Source organism: Oricola indica (assembly GCF_965227485.1).
In the GTDB taxonomy this organism is placed as follows: domain Bacteria; phylum Pseudomonadota; class Alphaproteobacteria; order Rhizobiales; family Rhizobiaceae; genus Oricola; species Oricola indica.
Genome location: NZ_OZ245747.1, coordinates 3,696,749 through 3,720,042, shown reverse-complemented (window position 1 = coordinate 3,720,042; position 23,294 = coordinate 3,696,749). Strand labels below are relative to the sequence as shown.

The window sequence follows — 23,294 nt, the reverse complement described above, 5'->3', positions numbered from 1 at the left end:
TGAAAATCCCCGGATCTGCAGGCTACTTAGTCGGTACAGGGACACCCGGCAAGGGTGGGAGGCGCCGGTTTATTTGGCTTCGGGTGTATTCCCGGAAGCGGGTTCCTTCATCGACGGGTGACCATGGCGGAACATCGCATATGCGATATCCAGTCCTTCACGCGCCCTCGAACTCGCATAGGAAACGAGATCTCCACCAGTTCTGCAAACCTCCGGCTGGCGGTCGCACAATCCACGTATATCCGCCGCTGCCTGACCGACCAGCGATGCGATGTCGTATGGTGAAGGCGTTGGTGCAGTATCGCTCTGGATGCTGGCCGAGGCGTCGCGGTATTCCGATGGCGCAAAGGCCGGCAAAATTGCCAGTCCGATGAAGCCTAAGACAAACATTTTCAATAGAAAACGCATTTTCAATCCGCCAAACCTGGTTCCTTCACATTCGTCCCTAACCGACATCTAGCCCGGCAGCCGTTGGCGCATTGCATGCACGGAATGATCGTTTTTAGGCGTGTTTTGCTAAAAGTTTACAGAGCCTGAAATTATCCCGCTCATTCAAGCGATTGGCTTCTACACAGCGCGTTAACCATACCGTCAAAACCTCGCCGTTCAGGGCGGACAAAACCGAATTGTGTGCTGGAAAGGGGATGAGCGGCCCGGCCGTTTATCCATTCATTAAACGCTAGCTGCGATCTTGAGGCCGAGGCGATTATTGCCGCTCATCCGCGTTGCGAGTACGATTGTTGGCGTTACAGCGAACCATTCCTGAAATTTACGGCAAGGCGCTTCATGATATGGCGCGCCGCTCGATTTCGGCCGGTCGGCAGACAGAGGATGGCGAACCGGAAATCCTGTCGTTCGTTGCCGAGCGACTGGTCGGTCTCGCTGCCGGCGCAGCATTCATCATCGCTCCGGTTTGCATCGCGCTCAGCGGCTTTGGTCTGCCGGGGACTTATGGTGCCGCCGCAGCGATCGCGTTGGCGCATGTCGCAATCCCGTTTCTCGCTCTCGGTTGGTTGAGCATTTCGCGAACGCCCTGGAGCGCCGGTGTCTTCGCAATCGCATGCTGGAGTGCTCTGGCAGGGACGCTTGTCGCGGTTTCACCGATACTGGCACTCGCCAACGGGTTTGTCCTGTTTCTGGTTGTCGGCCGATACGTCACGGCCAGCCGCGTGCGCTTGCTCATGGAGTCGCCGCCCGCCGAAGCCGAAGAGGCGTCGCCGCCAAACACGCGCATCGAACTGACCCGTCGTGGAAAGATAAGGTCGGCGACGGGTAAACGAGCCGGTCTGTTTCCGGTTCGCGGCCAGTTTATCGATCAGGTACATGTTGCTGACAGGATCGCTTTTCTGGAAGCGATCGCCGATGTGTCCGAAAAGAGCCGGATGCCCAGATCGATCACAGTGAGGATCGACCTCGCGTCGCCCGATGAGCCGCAATCCTTCTCGTCCATGCGACTCGAGCTCTCTGCATCGGGTGAATTCGTGGCGCTTGTTCTGAAAGAAGAGGCCGCCGAAGCGGACGTAGCGGACAATGATGCGCAGAAGCGCTTCCTCGCGACGGTCAGCCATGAACTGCGGACACCGCTCAATTCCATTATCGGGTTCTCCGATATTCTGCGCCGTGACATGTTCGGTCCATTGGCCAACGACCGACAGCGCGAATATGTGAACCTGATTCACAGTTCCGGTTCGCACCTTCTGGGTGTCGTAAACACGATCCTCGACGTCTCCAAGATCAGCGCCGGGACATATGCCATTCACCGTGAAACGTTCGATCTCGGTATGGTCGCGCAGGAATGCGCCGCCATGCTGCAACCGCAGGCGGCCGCGAAAGGCGTTACGCTCGAGTTCGACAGTACGGGCGATGTTGCTCAGGCAGATGCGGACAGACGCGCCATGAAGCAGATCGCGATCAATCTCCTGTCGAACGCCATCAAGTTCACCGAAGCCGGCGGAACTGTGCGAATGACGATCGAGTGCGACGAAGGTGGATTTGCGCTCCGCGTTTCCGATGACGGTATCGGGATGTCTGACGCGGATCTTGCGGTCATCGGCGCGCCATTTTCGCAAGTCGACAATGCCTACACGCGCAGTTGCGAAGGGACAGGCCTCGGGCTTACGGTCGTCACCGGACTTGTGCAATTGCACGGCGGGTCGCTCGACGTAAAAAGCAAAGCCGGCGAGGGAACCGAGGTGACGGTGTTCATCCCGGCGGGCAAGGAATGTGCCTCGATCGACGCCGGCGATGAGCAGGTTTTCTTGGATGCGCCGGGCAAGGCGCGGCGCAAGGTCAACAGCAGTGCAGTACGACTTGCAGGGTAAGGATATGACGGTTCTATCAGCCATTCGTGGAACGGCAGGTTTTCTCGGCGAAACGATCGCGGCAAATCCCGGCTTTGCGGGCGGTGCGACCGCCATGTGCGTCGCGATGACCTTCTTCACCGCCAACGCAGTCTACTTCCAGGAACAACGCCATCCCTCCGCGTTGTTCGCGACGAGGCCCGCGCCCGTTGTCGAGACGCAATTGCCGCAATCCGAAGCCTCGAAAGCGGAAACGGCCGTCAACCTGCCGCAGGCACCTGACACGAAACGCTTCGCCGAGCCGGAGCCGATGCCGAAAAGGGTCAGTGAAGTCATTCCGGAGGTCGCTCCGGTGCCGGCGATCAGGCCGTCGTCCGATGGGCCGTCCGTTTCTCAGGAAGACAAGAGCCCGCAGGTGGCCGGCATCCAGGAATTGCTTGCCAAAATGGGATATTATGATGGTGCGGTCGACGGGCTGATGGGACCGATGACCGGCGCCGCGATCGAAACCTACAAGGACAAGGCGGGTCTGCGCGGCATCGAACTCAGCGAAGCCGAGTTGATCACTTCGCTGCGCAACAATCTGGGCGTCACCGCTGCCATTCCGGATTCGCGGCCGGAGCCGCGCGCGCCTAACGCATCAGAGATTGTCGCCGAATTGATCGCGAACACGAGCGGTGCCGGTGGTCAGGCCGCCCTTCCGGCGCAGATACCGTCGATGGAAGTGGTGAAAGTCCAGGCCGCGCTGCGTGCCTTCGGCAATACCGATATTGCCGTCGATGGAATATCGGGAACACAAACGGAAGTCGCCATTCGTGAGTTTCAGGCCCTGTTTCATTTGCCCGTGACCGGGGAAATCGACGGTACATTGCTCGACAAGATGCGCGCGATCGGTCTGATAAAGTAGCCGACTCGGAACTGCCGGGAGATTCGATGTCCAACCGCTTGACCTCCGCGATATTCGTGGCGGCGGTGATACGCAATGTGAACAGCGCCGGAGGCTTCGCCACCGTGCTCCGGCATGGTTCGGACGAGGCAGGCGCGATCTTCATCTGCGTTCCGGCAGGACCCGGAGCCGGGACAACGCTTTATGCCCAGGCGCCGCAAAGCATGTTTACCGACAATGATCGGCCTTTCGTAGGCGGACGGCTGTTCGAACGCGTCGGAGAGGGCCTTGCGGACGACGAACTGGCGGAAAAGTTCGCACGCGAGGCTCGGATGGACCCGGATTTCTGGGTCGTCGAGCTTGACCTTTTCGGCAAGCAGGCCTCGGATTACTTCGATATCGCCTGAAACCCGTCAGGCGACCTTCATGAAGCTGGTGCCCGACATGTCGGCATGGTCTCGATGCGATTCGCCGGGATCATTGGCAGACAGCGCTTCGCGGGCGAGGGCCAGGAGATCATCGCTTCGCCATGACCAGACCTTGTGAACAGCCTGTTCGGTCGTGATTTCGTTAAAGACCGTCGAGAAGCGGTCCGCGACCGCGGGATCCGCCGCCAGGTCCGGAGACAGCGCGGCAAAAACCTTCAAACCGTCCTCCGGCGAAGCGCCTACGAAGCGCAGCATGTAGATAAGGTTGCGCGACGTCGGATTGCTGCACAGGCCCTCCGCGCTGACCATCGTGATCGCAAGTGCGTCGGCAACAGCGGTGTGCAGAACCCGCGGATTGGGGTCATTCGCCGCCTCGATGATTTGCTCCATCGAAACGTCGATAACAGGTTGCGCCTGTGAGGCGATATCGCCCCGCAGGTCGTTGCGAAACTTCTCGAATGATTCCGCCTGCTCTCGCGGCATGGCGTTGTCGAGCCTCTGGCGCAGGTCCAGTGCCCGGTCGATGCCCTCATTCTCCATGTGGCGCAAAGCATTGACCACCGGAGTTTCAAGCCGGGTTCGGCGTGCGATGGCGCGCGCATGTTCGATGTCGCGTTGCGAGAGAATAGCGAGCAATTCCGCAGCGGAGAGCAGGTGGCTGCGCGTGAGGATTGGCGAGCATATTGCAACGGGAAAGTCACAAAGGGCGAGGAGCAACGGTTTCGGGGCAAGCTCGCTGATCGCGAGCAGCGAGGCGATCTCGCGGCGGCTGTCGTCACTGATCGTGGGCAAGAGCGGCAGAACCAGATCGACCAGCCGCGTCATGTCGGATTTCGACGGTCTCGGCGCATCGCAGAATTCTCGAACCGCCGCCACGGCGATCTTGTTATTGTCGAAATAGTCAGAGGTTTCGATCGTCTGCGTCATGGCCGGCAAATGCTCCCGTGTCATTTCGAGAGCAGCGTAACGGCCAAAGCGTTAGCAAGTTGTTAACCATGAAATGTCAGGGCTTATGCATCGCATTCAGCGAGCGAGGAATAGAACATGGCACAGGTTGTCGCGTTCCCATCATTCGCTCCGCGTACTGCCCGCCGTCCGAAAACGGTCAGACGGGCGGATGGAGACAGCGTATTCGGCAAAGTGATCGTTTTCACCGGCGTGTGGCATGAGCGCGTCGATGGCGAGGATTTACCCGAGGCCCCGAAAAAGAGACGCAAGCCGAAAAAATAGCGGCGTCTAGATCGGCGTGGTGTTGCAGTTGATGCGGTCTATGAACTCACGCACGACGGGTTCGTAGGTCTCGTCCGGACGGAAGATTCGCAGCACAACGAAGCCGCTGCTGCGGTTCGACTCGGCCATGACGGCGTCGGCCAGTTCCGGGCGAGGGGACTGGCGAAGGATGCGCATCTGCAATGGTTGCGCGACCACAAGGTCGAGATTCTCCGTCGCGACAATCCGATCGTTGGCCGAAAAGCGAATGCGGCCGAGATCATCGAAGACCGCGACGGACCAGAAATCTCCCGTCGCCGGAGCGGTGATCGAGAAGATACCTGCCGAGAGATCATAGCGGCACGCAATGACGGCGAACATCGGATCGAGCGTTCGAGCCGCCGCGAGTTCCACTCCGTAACGGTCCAGGCGGACCGGATCGTTCAACGCGACACGGGTCTCGACCTGCCGCCACACGTCGTTTTCCGACAGTTGCGGAAGCATGAGGATGACGGCGAGGTGCACCAGCGCAGCCCCCACCAGTCCGACCAGCGTCGCATAGATGATCCTACCCATTGGTGCACCCAAGCTTTTTGACCTCGGGCATGCGCAGTTCCGAAAGGCCGGTATCGCTCGCGATCGCCGTGTCATAAAGCGAAAGCACCAATGCGAACGGTCCACTGGCGCCGGCATAGAGCCAGTTGCGCGGTTGTGGGAGAGGGGCGATCCGGATGTCGAAATCGCCGTCGCTGAAACGCAGGATGGAACCGGAATGAAGGGCGGTCGGAATGGCTGCTTCCGGCGCATCCATTGGCGCATCGTTGCGAAGAACGTAGAGCGTCCACAGGCGTGCGCCGGGGGTGTCGCCTTCGATAACGTAGGTGCAGCGGGCGTTCAGCCCATCGCCGGACTCGTCGGTCTGGCGTACGAACGCCAATCCTTCGGCTTTCGCAAGCGGCAACCCGCCGGAGCGTGAATAGTACGCCTGAACATACGGGTCCGGACTGTTCGCGCCGATCCCTGAGCTGGCCCGCCAGTCGTTGATCTCCAATTCGCCGAGCAACGCCATCTGTCCGGATGCCCACACAGCCGATCCAATGCCGAGCACAAGCGCGAGCGCGACGCTGAACAGGAGAGTGGACAGTTCTCGGATCATATCGGTGTTGTGCCGGAAAGCGTCAGGAAATCAATCGTAAACGCGGCATGACCCGGACTATTTCGGGCGGGTGCTTGCGACGGTCAGGTCGTCGGCGTTGAGCGGTTTGGCGCTTTCGAGACGTTCGCCCAGCCGGTTAAGGAAGCCTGACATCGCCGCGGACAGCACGCGCGGCCGGGCTCCCTGTTCCGCGGCATCCGCAATCGCGTCCTGCGACGTGTCCTTCTGCTGCCCGTTATCTGGCTGCGGAATGCCTGGTATCGCTTTGAGTTCGATACCCGTATGGGCGAATTCCATGATCCGTTGCCATGTCATCGCGGGCAGGCTGCCGCCAGTGAGCCGGTTTGTCGGCATGTAGTTGTCGTTCCCGTACCAGACCGCAGCCGTGAAATTGCCCGTGTAGCCAACGAACCAAGCATCACGATAGGACTGCGTCGTGCCAGTCTTGCCGGCGGCCGTGGTCATCTTGAGGTCTGCACGGCGCCCCGTGCCCCATTTCGGCACGTTGGCCAGCATCTGGTTCATGTAAAGCGTCGTTTCTTCGGACAAGATCCGGTCGCCAACGAATTCGGTATCGTCTTTCTTGTATAGCGCGTCGCCGGCCACGCTGATGATCTGGGTGAAGGCGTGGCGCCGATGAGCGTATCCGCCCGAGGCGAAAGCGAGGTAGCCCGTCGCCTGATCCAGCACCGTGATGCCGGACGTGCCGAGCACCATGGTGTGGTGCTTGATGATCGGCGAAGTGATGCCCATCCGGTGGGTCAGTTCGACGATCTGATCGGTGCCTTTCAGATAGTCGCGCGCCAGACGAACCGGCACGGTGTTGATCGACTTGGCGAGAGCGGTGGCCAGCGTCACGTTACCGCGGAAAGAACGACCGTAGTTCTTCGGCGACCAGCCGCGCCAGGTGACAGGCCCGTCGCGCACCACGCTATCGGGCGTAAGATCGGAGTTTTCCAGCGCCGCCGCGTAGACATAGGGCTTGAACGACGAGCCGGCTTGTCTTTCCGCAGCCGTGGCCCTGTTGAACTGGCTTTCGCCATAATCGCGCCCGCCGACGATGGCGCGAACCGCGCCGTTGTTCTCGATCAGAACCACCGCCGATTCCGAGACGTTGTACTGTTTGCCGTTTTGCCGAAGGAAGAACTGGACGGCTTCCTCGGAGGCGCGCTGCAGGTCGCGGTCGAGCGTCGTGCGCACGACGATGGAGCGGTTCGGCAGCCGGTTCGATATCATGTAATTCTTGGTTTCCTCGAAAGCCCAGTCGAGGAAGTAGTCGGGACTGTCGGCCGTATCGCGCAGGACGGCGTCCGCGGGATGACGGCGGGCACCGGTCACCTGGCCTTCGGTCATGAAACTGGCCTGAACCATATTGGTCAGGACCTCGTTGGCGCGGGCGCGGGCCGCCGGCAGGTTGATGTGCGGCGCGTAGTTGGCAGGTGCCTTGAACAGGCCGGCCAGCATGGCGCTTTCGGCAAGATTGACGTTGCGAACGTCTTTGCCGAAGTAGAACTCGGAGGCCGCAGCCACGCCGAAAGTGCCGCCACCCATATAGGCGCGATCGAGGTAGAGCTTCAAAATCTCCTCTTTCGACAGGTTGGCTTCCAGCCACATCGCCAGGAAAGCTTCCTTGATCTTGCGCTCCAGCGACTGTTCCGGAGTCAGGAACAGGTTCTTGGCGAGCTGCTGCGTAATAGTGGAGCCGCCCTGTACGACCGTGTTCGCGCGCACGTTCTCGCTCATTGCGCGAACGAGGCCGAAAATATCGATGCCATAGTGATCGAAAAACCGCCGGTCTTCCGTCGCAAGAACCGCCTTGATCAGGTGATCCGGCAACTCGTCGATCGGGACGGCGTCGGAGTGCAGGATCCCCCGTTTGCCGATTTCATTGCCATAACGGTCGAGGAAGGTGACCGCGAACTCGTCCTGTTCGCGCCAGTTTCCCGCTATCTCCTCGGAAGCCGGCAAGGCGAGCATCAACATGACGACCAGACCGCCCGCACCGAGCGTCGCGCTTTCTCCGAGGATCTCGACAATGAAGCGCTTGAACCCGCGGGCACGGAAGCGCCTGAAGAAAATGATTATTTCTTCCCAGAATTCGGCTGCCGCGAAGCGGGATTCATAGAGTGTCGAATCAATCCACGCATCGACCTCGAGCAGGAACGAGCGCTTCCTGATCCGGCCTTTCTCACTCTCGGAGGATTCGGTTTTCTCTGATTCTTCCATCTGGTCGCCCGCATCCCTGCGCTCAAATCCGCCTGGCCCGTTCAGTTGCGAACCGACCCGGCCTTGCTATGCGCTGCATACCCCTACGATACACATGCCGCATTTACATTGCGACCTCAAGCGAACTCGCTATTCCTGGGTATCAAGTTTTCCTTGTTCTGCCTTGTGGTAGTACTGGCTTGCAACAAGCCAGCCTTTTATCGGCCGAAGCGGCAGGATACACAGGACGATCAGGAGCGGAAGCGTGATGAGCGCGGTCAGCCAATAGGACGCTCCAACGCCGAGGATCATCCAGAGGACGAAGCCGAGCACCGGCACGGATGCAATAAGCATCACAAAGAACGCGGGCCCGTCGGCCGCGTCTGCGAAAGTCAGATCGAGATCGCAGACGTCACATTTCTCCTTCAGCGTGATGAAACTCTTGAATATCGAGCCCTGACCGCAGCGTGGGCATTTTCCGGCGGGGCCGACAGACAGGGGCGGCAGCGGCGGATACTGGTCGTCTCTCATTGGGGGGTACTCCATTTCCTGCTCACATAGTCGATGGAGGCTCGAAAGTGGAGTGGCGGATGGTCGCGCGCGGTTCGCCGTGGAATGAATACGGCGCCCGCTCCTGACGTGCCCATGGGTAACAGCAAGCGGTCACCACTCATGTCTTTCGTGGCCAGTTTGGCCGCGTTGCGATGAAAACGCGGTCTTTCTCCAGTCGGTTCGAGGCGGCGGAAGATCAGCTTCGATCCTTGCGCCACCATCCTTTCGGCCTCGGCGAGGGGCCAGTGTCGTAACGCGGGTTGGGCGTGCGCAGGACGGGGTTGCGCTCGGAAACATCCGGGCGGCTTTCGCGCCAGACAATGAAAATGCCCGATCCGATGATGATCGATGCGCCGATCGCGACCATCGTGTCCGGCTTCTCCGCGAAGAAGACGACGCCGTAAAGGGTGGCCCAGAGGATCTGGCTATATTGCATCGGCGCGACGACGGCCGCCGGCGCGAACCGGTATGCCGTGATGGAGCAGAGCTGTGCGATCACAGACAGAAGACCGACGGTGGCCATCAAGCCCAGCGACGGCAATTCGATCGGGACATATGTCCAGGGGAGGGCCGCGCCCATCACGATCATCGATGTGAGCATCGGGTAAAGGATCAGAACGGCGGAGCGCTCCTCTCCGCCGATCTTGCGGACGATGATCGTCGCGGTCGCAGCCGCGCATGCCGAGCAGAGCGCGGCGAGATGCCCCGGCGAAAACGCCGTCATGCCGGGTCGCAGCACGATAAGCACTCCGATCAGGCCGACCACGACTGCGGCCCAGCGGCGCGCCCTGACGGTCTCGCCGAGCAAAGGAACCGACAGCGCAGTGATCAGCAGCGGCGTTGCGAACAGAAGGGCGTAGACCTCGGCGAGCGGCAGTTCGACGAATGCGTAGAATGCGCAGCTCATGGCGGTGAGCGAGAGAACGGCACGGGCAAGAACCAGCCAAGGATGGCGCGGACGGAAATTGCCGGTGGACTGGTCTGCGAGAACCATCACCGCCAAGGGAACGAACGCGAAGAGCATGGCGAAGAAGATGATCTGAAAGATCGAGTAGTCCTGTCCCAGCGCCTTGATGATCGCATCGTGCGTGGCGAACAGGGCAAAGGCCAGGAACGCAAAGCCCAAGCCGCGAGCGGGCGAAGTGCTGCCGCCATCCATCCTTATCGGTCTCCCTGAAAAATGCTGTCCGGTCCTGCCGCCGCGGCGAAGCCTATATGCGAAAGCGCCGCGCCGGTCATCCCGTGCGCGGCGCTTTAGGCCAATATTCCGCCGTCATCAGCCTCGATAGAAGATGTGGTTCCCGATCTTGGACAGGCGCTTCATTTTTCGCGCCCAGCGCGGGCTGACATAGTCCGCGTGATAATGGGTGGCCGAGAGGGTCGCGCCGGGTGCGCCGCGTCCCTTGACGATGTCCGACGCGATGGATTTGGCGCGGCTCCATGCCTTCTTCTCCTTGGCGATATCGGGCCGACCGTCGCAGGCGAAGGAAAACTGGCACGCATTGCGGCGCTTCGCGTTCTGATAGACCACGCCGCATATGGTTTTCGGATAGGCGTTGCTCGCAACACGGTTGATGATGACCTGCGCGACCGCTTTCTGACCGCGTTCCGGCTCGCCGCGCGCCTCAAAATAGATCGCCGTGGCGAGACAGGCGAGTTCGCTTTTCGGTACCGCCGGCGTCGTATCGATAATTGGCGGGTTGAGATAGGCGACAGGTGGAACCGCGAGCGGCATCACCGGATCCTTCGACTCGAGCGCATGAGGCGACAGAAACAGTTCGTGGCGAAGCAGGAACGCTACACGTGGATCGGGAAGCGGGGGTTTATACAAAGGCATGCTGGCGACGGATGTGGCCGCGAGGATGACCGCAAGAACGGACAGGCGAACCGTGCGCGCGAATTTGCGCTCGGCGGAGAGGAGCCGGATCATGGTTGTCTTTTTCTTTTGACTTGGAGGCGGTAAGTCTAAACCGCGATTTCGTTAGACGCTGAAAAGCCGCGGCTCTTGTTGAAAGCAAGGCGGATTTCTGTCGAATTCGTGAATTGCGGCCGACTTACAGAAATGTTTCACGTAATCTAGTCACGTTTTAAGACATCATAATATTTCGCGTTATTACATCCATAATGTTTGGCAACATCTGGTTGTATGGCGTGGAACATTCGCGTAAACCGCTCGGCGAAAAAATAGGAAAATAATCCTTGACGCCGTGACGGTCCTGGGGTAGGGTTACGGCATAATCAAAGAAATGGGTCGAGAGCCGGATGCCAGCCGCATCGCGGCTCTTTTTGTTGTCGCCTTGCCGGGAGACGCTTCTTGGAAAGCTCCAACGAAAAGACGAAGCCGAGAGGTGCGGGCAGGGCGTCTGCGAGCAAGCTGAACGCGCTGAAGCCCGGTGACACATGTCCGACATGCGGCGGTATCGTCGGCCGCCCGGAAGAGACCGTAACATTCACGACGTCGGAACTGGCGGATGCGCGCAAGGCGTTCGAAGAGCTTGTCGATCGACACATTGCCACCCGTGATGCTGAAGGCGCTTCCGGGGAAGATAAGTGACATACAGTGCGCGGATCTTCTTCATTTCTGGCCGTTTGTCGGAAGACCGGCCCAACTGCCGCCCGGTGGCGACTGGCGCAACTGGCTGATCCTCGCCGGACGTGGTTTCGGCAAGACCCGTACCGGCGCGGAATGGTTGCGAGAGCAGGTCAAGGCCGGAGCAATGCGGCTCGCGCTGATCGCGCCGACCATGGCCGATGCGCGCGATGTCATGATCGGTGGCGAGAGCGGCGTGCTTTCCGTTTGCTGGAAAGGGGATCGGACGCATGGCGGAGAATTGCTCGGCAGGCCGGTCTTCGAGCCGACGAAACGAAGGCTGACATGGCGAAACGGTGCGACGGCAATGGTATTTTCGGCAGAGGAGCCGGAACGCTTGCGCGGTCCGCAAAACGAGAAAATTTGGGCGGACGAGTTGTGCGCCTGGAAATATCCGCAAGCGACCTGGGACATGGCCATGTTCGGACTTCGGATGGGACAGTCCCCGCAAGTCTGCATCACGACGACGCCGAAGCCTCTCGGTTTGCTGCAGGAAATCCTCAAGGACCCATCGACCGCGGTCACGCGAGGCGCGACATTCGACAATGCCGCCAATCTCGCGGCCGGGTTTCTGGATGCGGTTCGCGCGAAATACGAAGCCACCAATCTCGGTCGTCAGGAACTGTATGCCGAAATCCTCGACGAAGCCGAAGGCGCGCTCTGGTCGAGAGCGGCCCTGGATGGGATACGCCGAGAGAGATCGCCGGCGTTGACCCGCATCGTGGTCGCGGTCGATCCGCCGGCAGGATCGAAGACGACATCGGACGCTTGCGGGATCGTCGCGGTCGGCCTGACCGCAGATCGAACGGCCCATGTCATCGCGGATTCTTCGCTCCGGGCTGCAAAGCCATCCGCCTGGGCAGCAAAGGCGGTGGCGCTTTATCAAACGCTGGAAGCGGACCTGATTTTGGCCGAGGTCAACCAGGGAGGCGACATGGTGGAGGCGGTGATCCGTCAGGTGGATGAGAGCGTGGCGCTTAAGAAAGTGCATGCGGGGCGGAGCAAGTGGCTTCGCGCAGAGCCGGTTGCCGCTCTGTACGAGCAGGGCCGCGTGACCCATGCCCGAGGGCTGGATGCCCTCGAGGATGAGATGTGTGCATTTGGCACCGACGGGCTCGCCTCCGGCCGATCACCGGACCGCCTCGACGCACTTGTTTGGGCCATGAGCGATCTGATGCTGAAAGCGCGGGGAGAACCGCGGGTAAGGGGATTGTGAAAATGCCCCGTACCCGCTCCAACGGATCAGATCGCTCCCGACGCGGTGACCGCCTCGCCGACGCTGTCCCGCCAGGGAGTGGTCGGACGGCCGATCAGGCGCGAGAGAGTGCGGCTGTTGTCCTCGAGCCCGCCTTTCGCCGTTCCCGCATCGCTGTCGGCGAGCATCTTGGCAATCGGGCCCGGCAGGCCCGCCGCTTCGAGAAGGGAGGCGAATTCAGATTCGCTCATATCGGAATAACTCACCGGTTTGCCCGCAGCGGCGGAAATCGCGGAGGCGAACTCGGTCATCGAATAACTCTCATCGCCGGCCAGTTCGTAAACCGCATTCGGTTCCGTCGTTTCGGCGGTGAGAACCGCGACAGCGCCTTCGGCGAAATCCTGCCGCGTGGCGCTGGATGTACGCCCTTCGCCGGCTGCACCGGGATAAGCGCCGTGTTCGATCGCGGGTGCGATCGAGCCGGTCCGGTTTTCCGTGTACCAGCCGTTTCGCAGGAACGCATAAGGAATGCCGGATGCCTTGATTGCGGCTTCTGTTTCCCGGTGCTCGGACGCAAGACCAAGCGGCGACGTATCGGCATGGAGGATCGAAGTGTAGGCGATGAAACCAATGCCGGCCTTATGGGCCGCGCTCACGACGTTGGCATGCTGCGCGGCGCGCTGGCCAACTTCCGACGATGAAATCAGGAGCAGGCGGTCGATGCCGTGAAATGCCTTCTCGAGCGATACGGGGTCCCCGTAGTCACCGATGCGGACCTCGATGCCCAGCGCTTCGAGTGAGGCAGCGGCCTCCGGGCGTCGAACGAGCGCGACGATGTTTCCGGCCGGCACTTTGTTTGCGAGTTCGGTTACGGCGAGGCGGCCAAGCTGGCCGGAGGCGCCGGTTACGAGGTGTTTTGCGGTCTGGTTTGCCATTTTTAACTCCTGACGATATTCTTTGGTCTCAATATGAGATATGGTCTCATTTTGTTACCGCATCTCGACAGGCCTTGGAAGGAGGCAGTTTTCAGTGACCAGGGAACACGAAGGTAACCATGCGGCTGCTTCCGAGACGGTGGGCGAACATTTTGACGCCTGGCATGAAGCGGGCTTTGCCGAAAACTGCCCGGTTCGCGATGTGCTGGATCGAATTGGAGACAAATGGTCAGTCCTGATCCTGACGGCGCTTGCGCGGGAGCCGAAAAGATTCAGCGCCCTCAATAGGGATGTCGGCGATATCTCCAAGCGGATGTTGACCCAAACGCTCCGTTCTTTGCAGCGCGACGGACTGGTGGAACGGACTGTGTATCCGACGACACCGCCAACGGTAGACTACCGCCTGACGGAACTCGGGCACTCCGTGCTCGAACCTCTTACGGCTCTCATAGGCTGGGCCGAAGCGCGTCACGACGATATTCGCACCGCGCGTCATGCGTTCGACGAAGAGGCGGAAGCCGCGTAGCCGCTCGGCCTGACGCTCGGAAAAAATGAGATCAGCAAAAAGGGCCGCATGCGGCCCTTTTTTGATTCCGAAACAGCAACATGGACCGCTTTCATGAATCAAACCCCGAACTGGCTGGCACGGACTTTCGGGCTCGGCCGTCAGAAAAACGCTGAGCGGCATCCCGCCGAAGCGAAAGCCATGCCCTATGGATTCCTCGCCATGCATGGCGCGGGCGCGGCGGCGTGGACATCAGCCTCCTATGGCGCCTTGTCGCGCGAAGGCTTCATGCGCAATCCGGTGGTGCATCGTTGTGTGCGGATGATCGCCGAAGCCGGTGCGGCGGTGCCGTGGCTTGCCCACAAGGGCGAGGAGGAGACGCCTGACGATCCGGTCCTGGGGCTGATCGGGCGGCCCAACATTCGAGACAGCCGGGCGACGTTCCTTGAGACGCTCTACGGCCACATGCTGCTTTCCGGCGACGCTTTCGTGGAACGGACGGGGGAAGGCGATAGCGAGGCACTTTACCTTCCCGGAGCTCTCCTCCCGCCGGGGCCGCCTCGTTTCCTCTTTCACGGACATTATGATGACCTATTCGCAAATTGCCGCACCTGCGGCGATGCCTGTGACGCTTGCCGAAGCCAAGGCCCATCTGCGGGTCACCTCGGATACCGAAGACGACACGATCACGTCGCTGATTGCAGCGGCGACGCAGTACCTCGAGCGCGATACCGGACAGTCTTTGCTCGACCAGCAGTGGCGGGCCTATTTCGATGCCGTCCCGCGCGATGGCGTGCTGGAACTCATGCGTTCGCCGGTGCGCGGTATCGTTGCCGTTACGATCTACGACAGCGCTGGTAATCCGACCGAACTCGACGGGTCGGACTATTACGTCAATCTCGTCTCCCGACCTGCGCGGGTTCGTCTCGTCGATGGCATCACCGCGGCCATGCGGGCCAATGGTATCGAGATCGATTTCGACGCCGGATACGGCGAGGCGGGCACGGATGTACCGGACATGCTGAAGCGAGCGGTCCTCGTCCTTGTCGCGCACTGGTTCGAGTTCCGCGGCGTCTTCGATGCGGCAGATCAGCCGGTTTCGGTCCCCGCGCTCTATGCGCGCCTGACCCGGCACTTCCGTTTCCTCTCGGTGTGACCATGCGTGGGACCTTTTTCGATCCGGGCAAACTGCGTCACGAGATGGTTTTGGAAGAAGCGACACAGGTCGCCGACGCTTTGGCTGGTCATACAGAAAGCTGGCAGGCGGTCGCGACTTTGTGGGCGCATTTGGAACCCGCGGCGGAAATCGTGAGCCGCGCCGGCGGCGAGGAGGCCGAAATCACGCATCGGGTGGTGCTGCGCTTCGATGTGCGTGTCTGGCGAGGACGCCGCCTGCGGATGGGTGAGCGGGTTTTCGCGATCCGCGCGGTGCGCGATCTCGATGAGAGCGGCCGCTACTTGCTTTGCCTGACGCGCGAGGAAACAGCATGAAACTGACCATGCAGATGACCCTCGACGGGTTGCTGAGAGCGCTTCGGACACGCGCGCAGATCGCTGTGGATGAAAAAACCGAAGAACGACGCTTGGAAAAGCCGAAGCCGGAAACGGAGGACAGCGATGAGCGCCGCGCATGATCTTCAGGTGGCCATGGTCGCGGCCCTGAAGGCCGACGCTGAACTCGTCGCGCTCTTGGGCGGCGCTGAGCGCATCCTCGATCGGGTGCCGCCCGAGCTGGAATTTCCATTCGTCGCCATCGGCCGGACTAGCGTGCAGGACCGGAGCACTGACGACCGGTCGGGCGAGGAGCATCTCGTCACGATGCGCTGCTGGTCGCGGGTAAAAAGTCGCTCCGAGGTGCTCGCGCTTGCCGAACGCGTGACGACGGCTCTTTCGTCCCTCGAAGGCTCCTTCGGCGACACCCGGGTTGTCTCGTTCAGGATGATGTCGAACGAGCACGGTTATGAACCGTTGGATCGGGCCTGGCGCGCGGTGCTTCGGTTTCGGGCCTTGACTGAACCCGTCTGATCTCACTCACAACCGAACACAGGAGACGCGGCGATGGCATCGCAACGCGGCAAGGATCTGCTTTTGAAATTTTGGGACGGCGCTGCGTTTGCGACCGTCGCCGGGCTTCGGTCGAAGCGCATCAGTTTCAACGCACAGTCGGTCGACATCACGGATTCGCAGTCGGCGGGGCGCTGGCGCGAATTGCTCGACGGTGCAGGTATCCAGCGGGCATCGATATCGGCCGCAGGCATATTCAAGGATGCGTCTTCCGATGAACTCGTGCGTGCGGCCTTCTTCGCCGGGGCGGTGACGACGTGTCAGCTGGTCATCCCCGATTTTGGCACCATCGAGGGCGGTTTCCAGATCACGTCGCTCGATTATTCCGGCAACCACGATGGAGAGGTCACCTTCGATATCGCGCTGGAATCCGGCTCGGAACTGACTTTCGGAGCCGCCTGATGCTGATCAACAGGAAGCGCGGGGAAATTTCTGCCGATCTCGGAGGTAAGGAGCGGGCATTGTGCCTGACGCTCGGTGCCCTAGCCGAACTCGAAGCGCATTTCGGCGCGGACGATCTGACCGCGCTGACGCAGCGCTTCTCGTCGGGAAAGCTGTCGGCCAACGACCTGCTGACGATCATTCACGCCGGGCTGAAGGGTGCGGGTCACACCTTCAATCGCGAAGAAGTGGCCGAGATGCAGGCTGAGGGCGGCGCGGCGGGCTACGCCCTGATCGTCTCGGACCTATTGCAGGCGACGTTTGTTGGCGATGGCTGAGAAGTTCCCTTGGGATGCGGCGATGGCCTTCGGGTTCGCCGTGATGCGGCTATCGCCCACGGAATTCTGGGCAATGACACCGCGCGAGTTGGGCGCTGCGATGCAGGCCTTTGGACATGGAACACAGGAGGCGCCGGGACGACAGGCTCTCCAGAGCCTGATGAATGCCTATCCGGACCGTAAGGAGCCAAACCGTGGATGAACAACTGACGATTGCCATTGAAGCCGATACCACGGGTTTCGAAGCGGCATTGAAGACACTTGAGCGCCAGGCTTCGTCCTTCGGTTCGACGCTGACGGGCGCGCTGAAAGGTGCCGTCGTCTCGGGCCGGTCGCTGGAGGACACCCTTCGCTCCATCGGCCGTGGTTTGGCGATCGACGCCTTGAATGCCGGGCTGTCACCTTTGCAGAACCTGCTGAACGGTTTCGCCTCGCGGGCGTTTGCAGGTTTTTCGGGCGTTCTGCCTTTTGCGCAGGGCGGTGTTGTCGGCGCCAACACGATGTTCGCTGGCGGCGGTGTGCTGGCCGCTCCTGCGTATTTCCCGCTGTCCGGAGGACGCACCGGCCTGGCCGGCGAGGCGGGGCCGGAAGCGATCCTGCCGCTTAGCCGCGGGGCGGACGGCCGGCTCGGCGTTTCGGCTGGAGAGAGTGCATCTTCAATGACCGTGAACGTCACGATTTCCACGCCGGATGCCAATTCCTTTCGCAAATCGGAAGCACAGGTTTCCGCGGCGTTGGCGCGTGCCGTCGCGCGTGGCCGGCGCGCAAACTGAGGTAGATCGATGAGCTTTCATGACGTGGTTTTCCCTTCGCGCCTCGCATTCGGCGCGACTGGCGGGCCGGAAAGGCGTGTCGAGATCGTGCGGCTGGCTTCGGGGTTGGAACAACGCAATGCGCGCTGGTCCCGCTCGCGTCGGCGCTACACGATCTCCACCGGAATCAAATCGTTCGCCGACCTGCATAACCTGCTGGAATTCTTCGAGGAACGCGGCGGGCCGTTGAACGCGTTCCGGTTCCTAGACCCGGTCGATCATAGTTCCGTGCCTCCGGGTGAGGCAATCGCGCCAACCGACCGGGCGATCGGTGCGGGCGACGGCGAGACTGTCGAGTTTCGACTTTCGCTCGGGGAGGGTCGTCTCGTAACCAAGCCGATAGAGGGCACGGTTCGGGTGGCAGTGGACGGCGTGGAGTTGCCGGGCGCCGAATACGCAGTCGATCCGCTGACGGGCGTGGTCACCCTGCAAACCGCGCCGGCAGCGGAGGCGATGGTGACCGCCGGCTTCGAATTCCATGTGCCGGTGCGTTTCGACAACGCGCACCTTGCCCTGACGCAGACCGCGTTCGCGGCAGGCGAGATTCCGGATATCCAGCTGGTGGAGGTGTTCGAATGACAGCGTTGCCGCAGTCTTTGAAAGAGCACCTCGATGGCGACGTCACGACCGTCTGTTTCTGCTGGATCGTTCGCCGTAAGGACGGTGTCGTGCTCGGATTCACCGATCATGATCGCGCGTTGATCGTGGACGGCATCACCTGCGAACCGGATACGGGCTTCGTTGCCGGCGCGATCGAGTCCGGCCTCGGATTTGCCGGCGACACCTCGGAGGTGGGGGGGGCGCTGTCGTCCGAAAGACTCTCCGGCGCGGATATCGAGGCGGGAAAATATGACGCGGCTTCGGTCGAGCAGTGGTTGGTCAATTGGGACGAGCCGGATCAGGCGGGCCTGCTGAAGCGTCATTCCGTCGGCGAGATCCGGCGCATCGACGGCGCGTTCAAAGTGGAGCTTCGCAGCCTGTCCGCGAAGCTCGACGAGCGGCGCGGCCGGTACTTTCTACGCAGCTGCGACGCGAATCTTGGCGATGCGCGTTGTGGCTTCGACACGAACGCGCCGGGTTTCTCGGCGACAGGAACGGTCGTCGAAAGCGGGTTGGGCGAACTCCGTGTGGCGGGGCTCGCCGGATATGACGATGGCTGGTTCGTCCGCGGGCGACTGACCTGGACGTCAGGCCTCATGGCAGGCACGACGGCAACGGTGGCGACAGTGCGCGCGGGCGCGGCCTCCGGGGAACATGCGATGACGCTGTTCGAGCCACGCATATCCGGCATCGAGGCCGGCGATACCTTCACCGTCGAAGCGGGCTGCGACAAACGCTTCGGGACGTGTCGGGCGAAGTTTTCCAACGGACTCAATTTTCGGGGTTTCCCGCATATTCCCGGGAATGATGCAGCACTCAACTATGCCGACAGCGAAGGTGATTTCGATGGCAGTCCGCTCATCCCATGATACGGCACGAGCACGGGCGCTTGAAATCGCAAAGGGCTGGATCGGTACGCCTTATCGCCATCAGGCGAGCCGAAAAGGCGTCGGCTGCGACTGTCTGGGCCTGATACTCGGCATCTGGCGCGAGCTGTACGGGAGCGGCGTGGAGATACCACGCGCCTATTCCGCGGATTGGGCTGAAACCTCGCCCGGAGAGCCTCTTCTGGATGCTCTGCGGGAGCGTTGCGCAACTGTCGACGTCAACGATATGCGCCCGGGCGATATCCTGGCTTTTCGATGGCAGGCGGGTGCTGCGGCGAAACATCTGGCGCTGCTCGCGCCGGAAAAACGGATCATACATGCATATGAAGGTCATGCGGTCATTGCGTCGCCCTTCGTCCCGCATTGGCGCCGCCGTATCGCCGGCGTTTTTGCATTTCCCCATCACTGACGGAGTGTATTGATGGCAACCCTGTTGCTTCAGGCCGCGGGCGGATGGCTCGGCGGTGCTTTCGGCGCGGCCGGCGCGGCGGTCGGTACCGCTGCGGGCGCATTGGCCGGCTATGCAATTGACACGACGCTGATCAACTCGACACGGCATATCGAAGGCGCGCGGCTTTCGGGCGCGCGGCCGCTGACAGCGGAAGAAGGTTCGCCGATGGCGCGTGTCTTCGGACATGCACGCATCGCCGGTACGGTGATTTGGGCGACCCGTTTCGAGGAGACCGCGCGAACCGAGCGGCAGGGCGGGAAGGGCGGACCGAAGGTCACGACCTATTCCTACTTCGCAAACGTTGCGATCGGCCTTTGCGAGGGATCTGTCTCGGCGATCAAGCGCGTCTGGGCCGACGGGAAGGAGCTGGACCTTGCCGGAATTACGATGCGCTTCTATCCGGGTGATGAAGCGCAGCAGCCCGATCCGTTGATCGAGGCCAAGCAGGGCGAGGGCCTCGCGCCGGCATTTCGCGGAACGGCTTATGTCGTCTTCGAGCGTTTGCCGCTGGACCGGTTCGGCAATCGCGTGCCGCAGTTCCAGATCGAAATCATCCGTGCCGTTGGCGATCTGGAACAACAGGTCAGGGCTGTCTGCGTCATTCCTGGATCGACGGAGCATGGCTACGCACCCGGGCTCGTGACGGCGATGCCGCGAAAGGGCGAGACAACAGAGATCAACCGGCACGTTCTCCATGCCGGATCGGACTGGGAAGCCTCTATCGACGAGTTGCAGGCGGTATGTCCAAATCTCGAGCACGTCTCGCTGATCGTCGCCTGGTTTGGCGACGACTTGAGGGCAGGTGAGTGCCGTTTGCGGCCGGGCGTGGTGTCGGTCTCAGGCGGCGGAGAGAGCGAGGCCTGGACCGTTGCGTCCTTGGCGCGCGACGACCCGGGCGTGCATGTCGTCAGCCTATCGAACGGAGAACCCGCTTATGGAGGGACACCATCTGACGCCAGCGTAATTGCCGCGATCTCCGACCTGAAATCGCGAGGATTGAAGGTTACGCTTTGCCCCTTCATTCTCATGGACGTACCGGCGGGCAATACGCTGCCCGATCCCTGGACGGAGGGGATGCAGCCCGCATATCCGTGGCGGGGGCGTATCACCTGCCATCCCGCGCCTGGACAACCAGCGTCCGTGGATCAGACGGCTGCGGCCGCAACGCAGATCGCCGATTTCATCGACAGAGCAGAAGGTTACGCCCGCATGGTGAATCACTATGCGAGCCTTGCGGCGACTGCCGGGGGAGTCGATGCGATCGTTATTGGCACGGAGATGCGGGGCCTGACGCAGGTCCGCGACGAAACGGGAGCGTTCCCCTTTGTCGCCGAACTGAAGGCGTTGGCGGCGGAGGTGAGGGCGACGGTCGGCGCAGGTTGCGGAATTACCTACGCCGCGGACTGGTCGGAATATTTCGGCTATCACCCCCAGGATGGGAGCGGCGATGTTCTCTTTAATCTCGACCCGCTCTGGGCCGACGCCAATATCGATGCTGTCGGTGTCGATAATTACATGCCGCTTTCGGATTGGCGCGACCAAGACGAGGCCAATCCCGGTGCGAACCCGGACGGTCAATTGCAGGCATCGGACCGCACGGCGTTTCGTTCCGCGATAACAGGTGGCGAGGGCTTCGAGTGGTACTACGCCTCCGATGACAATCGGAAGAACCGGATTCGCACGCCGATTGCGGACGGACTCGCGGGCAAGGACTGGGTCTATCGCTACAAGGACCTTGTCGCATGGTGGTCGAACACCCATTACGAGCGGACCGGCGGGACCGAAAGCGAGTCCGCAACGGCCTGGATTCCGGAAGCGAAACCGATCTGGTTGATGGAACTCGGTTGTCCGGCGATCGACAAGGGAGCGACCCAGCCCAACGTCTTCACGGACGCGAAGTCGGCCGAAAGCGCGCCCCCCTGGTTTTCCAATGGCGGGCGTGACGATGCGGAGCAGCGGGCATTCCTGCAGGCGCATCTGGAGCACTGGTCAAGCGGGAGCATCGCCAACCCGCTTTCCGGGATCAGCGGCGAGCCGATGGTCGACCTGTCGCGCATCTTTCTTTGGGCCTGGGACGCGAGACCTTTTCCCGCCTTTCCGATGGCGACAGATGTCTGGGGCGATGGCGGCAATTGGCTGCGCGGGCACTGGTTGAATGGACGGCTCGGTACCGCACCTCTGCGCGAAGTCGCATCCGATATGCTGGCCGGGTCGGCGACGGTGGATATCGCCGATACCGTTCAGGGAATGGTCATTTCCGGCCCCGCCTCGGTTCGTGATGCACTGGAGCCGCTGGCGGCGGCGTTTGGCTGGACAGCTTCCGATATGAATGGCGAGGCCGGGTTTGCCTTGCGCGCCGAGGGTGCGGCGGCGACGCGCGTAATCGACGAGGGCGACATCGCCGATCTCGACGGCGAGGCATTGCGCGACATTACCGAGGCGCAAAAGAGTGAGTTGCCGACCGAGATCGTCGCGTCCTATCGCGACGGATTGAGTGATTACCGGTCCGCGACGAGCTATTCCCGCCGACTGGAAACCGGGTCTGACCGGCAGGAACGTATCGAACTGCCGGTCATCGCGGACGCCAGCGTGGTCGATGCGGTTGCCGACCGGATCCTGGCACTTGCCTGGGCGCACGGCCGGACGTTGCGGTTTTCGCTCCCTTGGCGGCACGCCGATCTGGCACCGGGCGACGTGTTCGTCTTCGCATCGCTTCCCTCGGAACGATGGTTGGTCACGCGCAGCGACCTCGGCGATGTGTTGCGTCTCGACGCGGTGCCTGTGCTGCGGCTGCCGGCCAACGCCCGCGTACCGGCTTTGCCAGCGCAACGCGGGCAGGTTGCCGGCGACATGGCGGGTGTTCCGGATTTCCTCTTGCTCGATCTGCCGTTGTCGGAAGGAAGCGCGCCGGAGCAGCGCTTCATGATTGCCGCTTGGTCTTCACCGCCAAGGATGCAGGCGATCTATGTTTCGCCCGATGTGTCAGGCTTCGAGTATCGAACCGGGACACTGTCCAACGCCGTGATGGGCGAACTGGCCGCACCGCTGTCCGGTGGGTTTTCCGGTCGCATCGACCGGGCGAACGCGGTGGAACTCTCAATACCTTCGGGGGCTTTCGAGAGCGTCGGCGAGGCCGCTTTACTTGCCGGACGAAACCGTCTCGCGGTCGAATCGTCGAACGGGTCCTGGGAGGTTTTGCAGTTCAGTAATGCCGAAGAGGTGTCGGCGGGCCAGTGGCGACTGACCGATCTTTTACGCGGTCAGGGCGGGACCGAGGATGCGATGAACGCTGGCGCGATAGCGGGTGCTCGCGCAGTCCTTCTCAACGAGGCGGTGGTTCCGGCCGGCATAACCGCCGCAGAGATCGGGTTGACCCTGCAAATGCGAATTGGCGTTGCCGGACGGCCCTTTACAGACCGGTATTTCGAAACAGTCGAGGCGACCGGTGGGTTGCGCGCGCTGATGCCGCTCTCTCCAGTTCACCTGCGGGCCGCTCGCGCCGACGGGGATGCAATCTCGATCGAATGGATCCGAAGAACACGAACCGGAGGCGATTCCTGGATGGGTTCAGATGTGCCTCTTGGCGAAGAGGAGGAACGCTACGCGGTTCGGTTGCTTGACGGCGGCGAGGTCGTCTTCTCGACCGAAACGACGAATCCAACCTTGATGCTCGGTTCTTCAACCGTTTCGTCGCTCGGTCTCGATGCGCCGGATTGCGTGTTCGATGTCGAGGTCGCGCAAATCAGTCTCGCGGCGGGCGAGGGACTTCCTGCCCGCAAAACGATCGTTCTTCCCTGACA

The 23,294-nt window shown here is 61.5% G+C and carries 26 protein-coding genes and 2 pseudogenes; 19 read left to right on the top strand and 9 right to left on the bottom strand.

Features of this window, described 5'->3' with window-relative positions:
- Positions 1-69 precede the first annotated feature (69 nt).
- On the bottom strand, positions 70-408 hold the full coding sequence (locus ACQK2M_RS18590; protein ID WP_425419013.1) for a DUF5330 domain-containing protein: 339 nt from the start codon (positions 406-408) through the stop codon (positions 70-72).
- Positions 409-791: 383 nt separating this feature from the next.
- On the opposite strand from ACQK2M_RS18590, the gene ACQK2M_RS18585 reads away from it, so the two are divergent.
- The 3 genes from ACQK2M_RS18585 to ACQK2M_RS18575 are packed head-to-tail and all read left to right on the top strand — an operon-like array spanning position 792 to position 3,593.
- The gene (locus ACQK2M_RS18585; protein ID WP_425419012.1) at positions 792-2,321 is read left to right on the top strand and encodes a sensor histidine kinase; all 1,530 of its coding nucleotides are present in this window, start codon (positions 792-794) and stop codon (positions 2,319-2,321) included.
- Between the two features lie 4 nt (positions 2,322-2,325).
- Positions 2,326-3,207 carry a peptidoglycan-binding protein gene (locus ACQK2M_RS18580; RefSeq protein WP_425419011.1) on the top strand — a complete coding sequence of 294 codons (882 nt, stop codon included), beginning with the start codon at positions 2,326-2,328 and terminating at the stop codon, positions 3,205-3,207.
- 26 nt (positions 3,208-3,233) lie between these two features.
- On the top strand, positions 3,234-3,593 hold the full coding sequence (locus ACQK2M_RS18575; RefSeq protein ID WP_425419010.1) for a DUF1491 family protein: 360 nt from the start codon (positions 3,234-3,236) through the stop codon (positions 3,591-3,593).
- Between the two features lie 6 nt (positions 3,594-3,599).
- Here the strand turns inward: ACQK2M_RS18575 and ACQK2M_RS18570 are convergent, their stop codons facing one another.
- Entirely contained in the window at positions 3,600-4,541 is a 942-nt protein-coding gene (locus tag ACQK2M_RS18570; RefSeq protein WP_425419009.1) for a hypothetical protein, read from the bottom strand.
- 117 nt (positions 4,542-4,658) lie between these two features.
- On the opposite strand from ACQK2M_RS18570, the gene ACQK2M_RS18565 reads away from it, so the two are divergent.
- Entirely contained in the window at positions 4,659-4,844 is a 186-nt protein-coding gene (locus ACQK2M_RS18565) for a hypothetical protein (protein ID WP_425419008.1), read from the top strand.
- A gap of 6 nt (positions 4,845-4,850) precedes the next feature.
- On the opposite strand, the gene ACQK2M_RS18560 is transcribed toward ACQK2M_RS18565, so the two are convergent.
- The 6 genes and pseudogenes from ACQK2M_RS18560 to ACQK2M_RS18535 form a co-directional block, all read right to left on the bottom strand.
- Positions 4,851-5,399 carry a DUF1254 domain-containing protein gene (locus ACQK2M_RS18560; RefSeq protein WP_425419007.1) on the bottom strand — a complete coding sequence of 183 codons (549 nt, stop codon included), beginning with the start codon at positions 5,397-5,399 and terminating at the stop codon, positions 4,851-4,853.
- Positions 5,392-5,979: a DUF1214 domain-containing protein gene (locus ACQK2M_RS18555; RefSeq protein ID WP_425419006.1), complete on the bottom strand. Its 588-nt coding sequence runs from the start codon at positions 5,977-5,979 to the stop codon at positions 5,392-5,394. The genes ACQK2M_RS18560 and ACQK2M_RS18555 overlap by 8 nt, the downstream gene beginning before the upstream one ends.
- Positions 5,980-6,036: 57 nt before the next feature.
- Positions 6,037-8,205 (bottom strand): transglycosylase domain-containing protein, encoded by a 2,169-nt coding sequence (locus ACQK2M_RS18550; RefSeq protein WP_425419005.1) that lies wholly within the window; start codon positions 8,203-8,205, stop codon positions 6,037-6,039.
- A 129-nt stretch (positions 8,206-8,334) separates the two neighbouring features.
- Complete coding sequence (locus tag ACQK2M_RS18545) at positions 8,335-8,715, bottom strand: DUF983 domain-containing protein (RefSeq protein ID WP_425419004.1); 381 nt, start codon at positions 8,713-8,715, stop codon at positions 8,335-8,337.
- 217 nt (positions 8,716-8,932) lie between these two features.
- Entirely contained in the window at positions 8,933-9,895 is a 963-nt protein-coding gene (locus ACQK2M_RS18540) for a DMT family transporter (protein WP_425419003.1), read from the bottom strand.
- A gap of 117 nt (positions 9,896-10,012) precedes the next feature.
- Positions 10,013-10,399: pseudogene (locus tag ACQK2M_RS18535) on the bottom strand (cell wall hydrolase); the annotation flags it as partial.
- A gap of 808 nt (positions 10,400-11,207) precedes the next feature.
- On the opposite strand from ACQK2M_RS18535, the gene ACQK2M_RS18530 reads away from it, so the two are divergent.
- The gene (locus tag ACQK2M_RS18530; protein WP_425419002.1) at positions 11,208-12,542 is read left to right on the top strand and encodes a DNA-packaging protein; all 1,335 of its coding nucleotides are present in this window, start codon (positions 11,208-11,210) and stop codon (positions 12,540-12,542) included.
- 26 nt (positions 12,543-12,568) lie between these two features.
- Here ACQK2M_RS18530 and ACQK2M_RS18525 read toward each other — a convergent pair whose 3' ends face one another.
- A complete protein-coding gene (locus ACQK2M_RS18525) occupies positions 12,569-13,456 on the bottom strand; it encodes an SDR family oxidoreductase (protein WP_425419001.1) in 888 nt (295 codons plus the stop codon).
- Positions 13,457-13,550: 94 nt separating this feature from the next.
- On the opposite strand from ACQK2M_RS18525, the gene ACQK2M_RS18520 reads away from it, so the two are divergent.
- The 14 genes and pseudogenes from ACQK2M_RS18520 to ACQK2M_RS18455 all read left to right on the top strand — a co-directional run bounded on the left by ACQK2M_RS18520 (position 13,551) and on the right by ACQK2M_RS18455 (position 23,292).
- Positions 13,551-13,982: a winged helix-turn-helix transcriptional regulator gene (locus ACQK2M_RS18520; protein ID WP_425419000.1), complete on the top strand. Its 432-nt coding sequence runs from the start codon at positions 13,551-13,553 to the stop codon at positions 13,980-13,982.
- Between the two features lie 48 nt (positions 13,983-14,030).
- A pseudogene (locus ACQK2M_RS18515) lies at positions 14,031-14,477 on the top strand (phage portal protein); the annotation flags it as partial.
- Between the two features lie 70 nt (positions 14,478-14,547).
- Positions 14,548-15,117, top strand: a complete 570-nt coding sequence (locus ACQK2M_RS18510; protein WP_425418999.1) for a head-tail connector protein — start codon at positions 14,548-14,550, stop codon at positions 15,115-15,117.
- Positions 15,118-15,119: 2 nt separating this feature from the next.
- Complete coding sequence (locus tag ACQK2M_RS18505; RefSeq protein WP_425418998.1) at positions 15,120-15,452, top strand: phage head closure protein; 333 nt, start codon at positions 15,120-15,122, stop codon at positions 15,450-15,452.
- Complete coding sequence (locus ACQK2M_RS18500; RefSeq protein ID WP_425418997.1) at positions 15,449-15,595, top strand: hypothetical protein; 147 nt, start codon at positions 15,449-15,451, stop codon at positions 15,593-15,595. Before ACQK2M_RS18505 ends, ACQK2M_RS18500 begins: the two co-directional genes overlap by 4 nt.
- Positions 15,579-15,986 (top strand): DUF3168 domain-containing protein, encoded by a 408-nt coding sequence (locus tag ACQK2M_RS18495; RefSeq protein ID WP_425418996.1) that lies wholly within the window; start codon positions 15,579-15,581, stop codon positions 15,984-15,986. Before ACQK2M_RS18500 ends, ACQK2M_RS18495 begins: the two co-directional genes overlap by 17 nt.
- Before the next feature lie 33 nt (positions 15,987-16,019).
- Positions 16,020-16,427 carry a phage major tail protein, TP901-1 family gene (locus ACQK2M_RS18490; protein WP_223477106.1) on the top strand — a complete coding sequence of 136 codons (408 nt, stop codon included), beginning with the start codon at positions 16,020-16,022 and terminating at the stop codon, positions 16,425-16,427.
- Entirely contained in the window at positions 16,424-16,744 is a 321-nt protein-coding gene (locus tag ACQK2M_RS18485) for a gene transfer agent family protein (RefSeq protein WP_425420089.1), read from the top strand. The genes ACQK2M_RS18490 and ACQK2M_RS18485 overlap by 4 nt, the downstream gene beginning before the upstream one ends.
- Positions 16,737-16,946 carry a rcc01693 family protein gene (locus ACQK2M_RS18480; RefSeq protein ID WP_223477105.1) on the top strand — a complete coding sequence of 70 codons (210 nt, stop codon included), beginning with the start codon at positions 16,737-16,739 and terminating at the stop codon, positions 16,944-16,946. Before ACQK2M_RS18485 ends, ACQK2M_RS18480 begins: the two co-directional genes overlap by 8 nt.
- Complete coding sequence (locus ACQK2M_RS18475; RefSeq protein ID WP_425418995.1) at positions 16,909-17,517, top strand: phage tail tape measure protein; 609 nt, start codon at positions 16,909-16,911, stop codon at positions 17,515-17,517. Before ACQK2M_RS18480 ends, ACQK2M_RS18475 begins: the two co-directional genes overlap by 38 nt.
- A gap of 9 nt (positions 17,518-17,526) precedes the next feature.
- On the top strand, positions 17,527-18,135 hold the full coding sequence (locus tag ACQK2M_RS18470; RefSeq protein ID WP_425418994.1) for a phage distal tail protein, Rcc01695 family: 609 nt from the start codon (positions 17,527-17,529) through the stop codon (positions 18,133-18,135).
- Positions 18,132-19,025: a DUF2163 domain-containing protein gene (locus tag ACQK2M_RS18465; RefSeq protein WP_425418993.1), complete on the top strand. Its 894-nt coding sequence runs from the start codon at positions 18,132-18,134 to the stop codon at positions 19,023-19,025. Before ACQK2M_RS18470 ends, ACQK2M_RS18465 begins: the two co-directional genes overlap by 4 nt.
- The gene (locus tag ACQK2M_RS18460) at positions 19,003-19,452 is read left to right on the top strand and encodes an NlpC/P60 family protein (protein WP_425418992.1); all 450 of its coding nucleotides are present in this window, start codon (positions 19,003-19,005) and stop codon (positions 19,450-19,452) included. The genes ACQK2M_RS18465 and ACQK2M_RS18460 overlap by 23 nt, the downstream gene beginning before the upstream one ends.
- Positions 19,453-19,464: 12 nt before the next feature.
- Positions 19,465-23,292: a baseplate multidomain protein megatron gene (locus ACQK2M_RS18455; protein ID WP_425418991.1), complete on the top strand. Its 3,828-nt coding sequence runs from the start codon at positions 19,465-19,467 to the stop codon at positions 23,290-23,292.
- Positions 23,293-23,294: the final 2 nt, after the last annotated feature.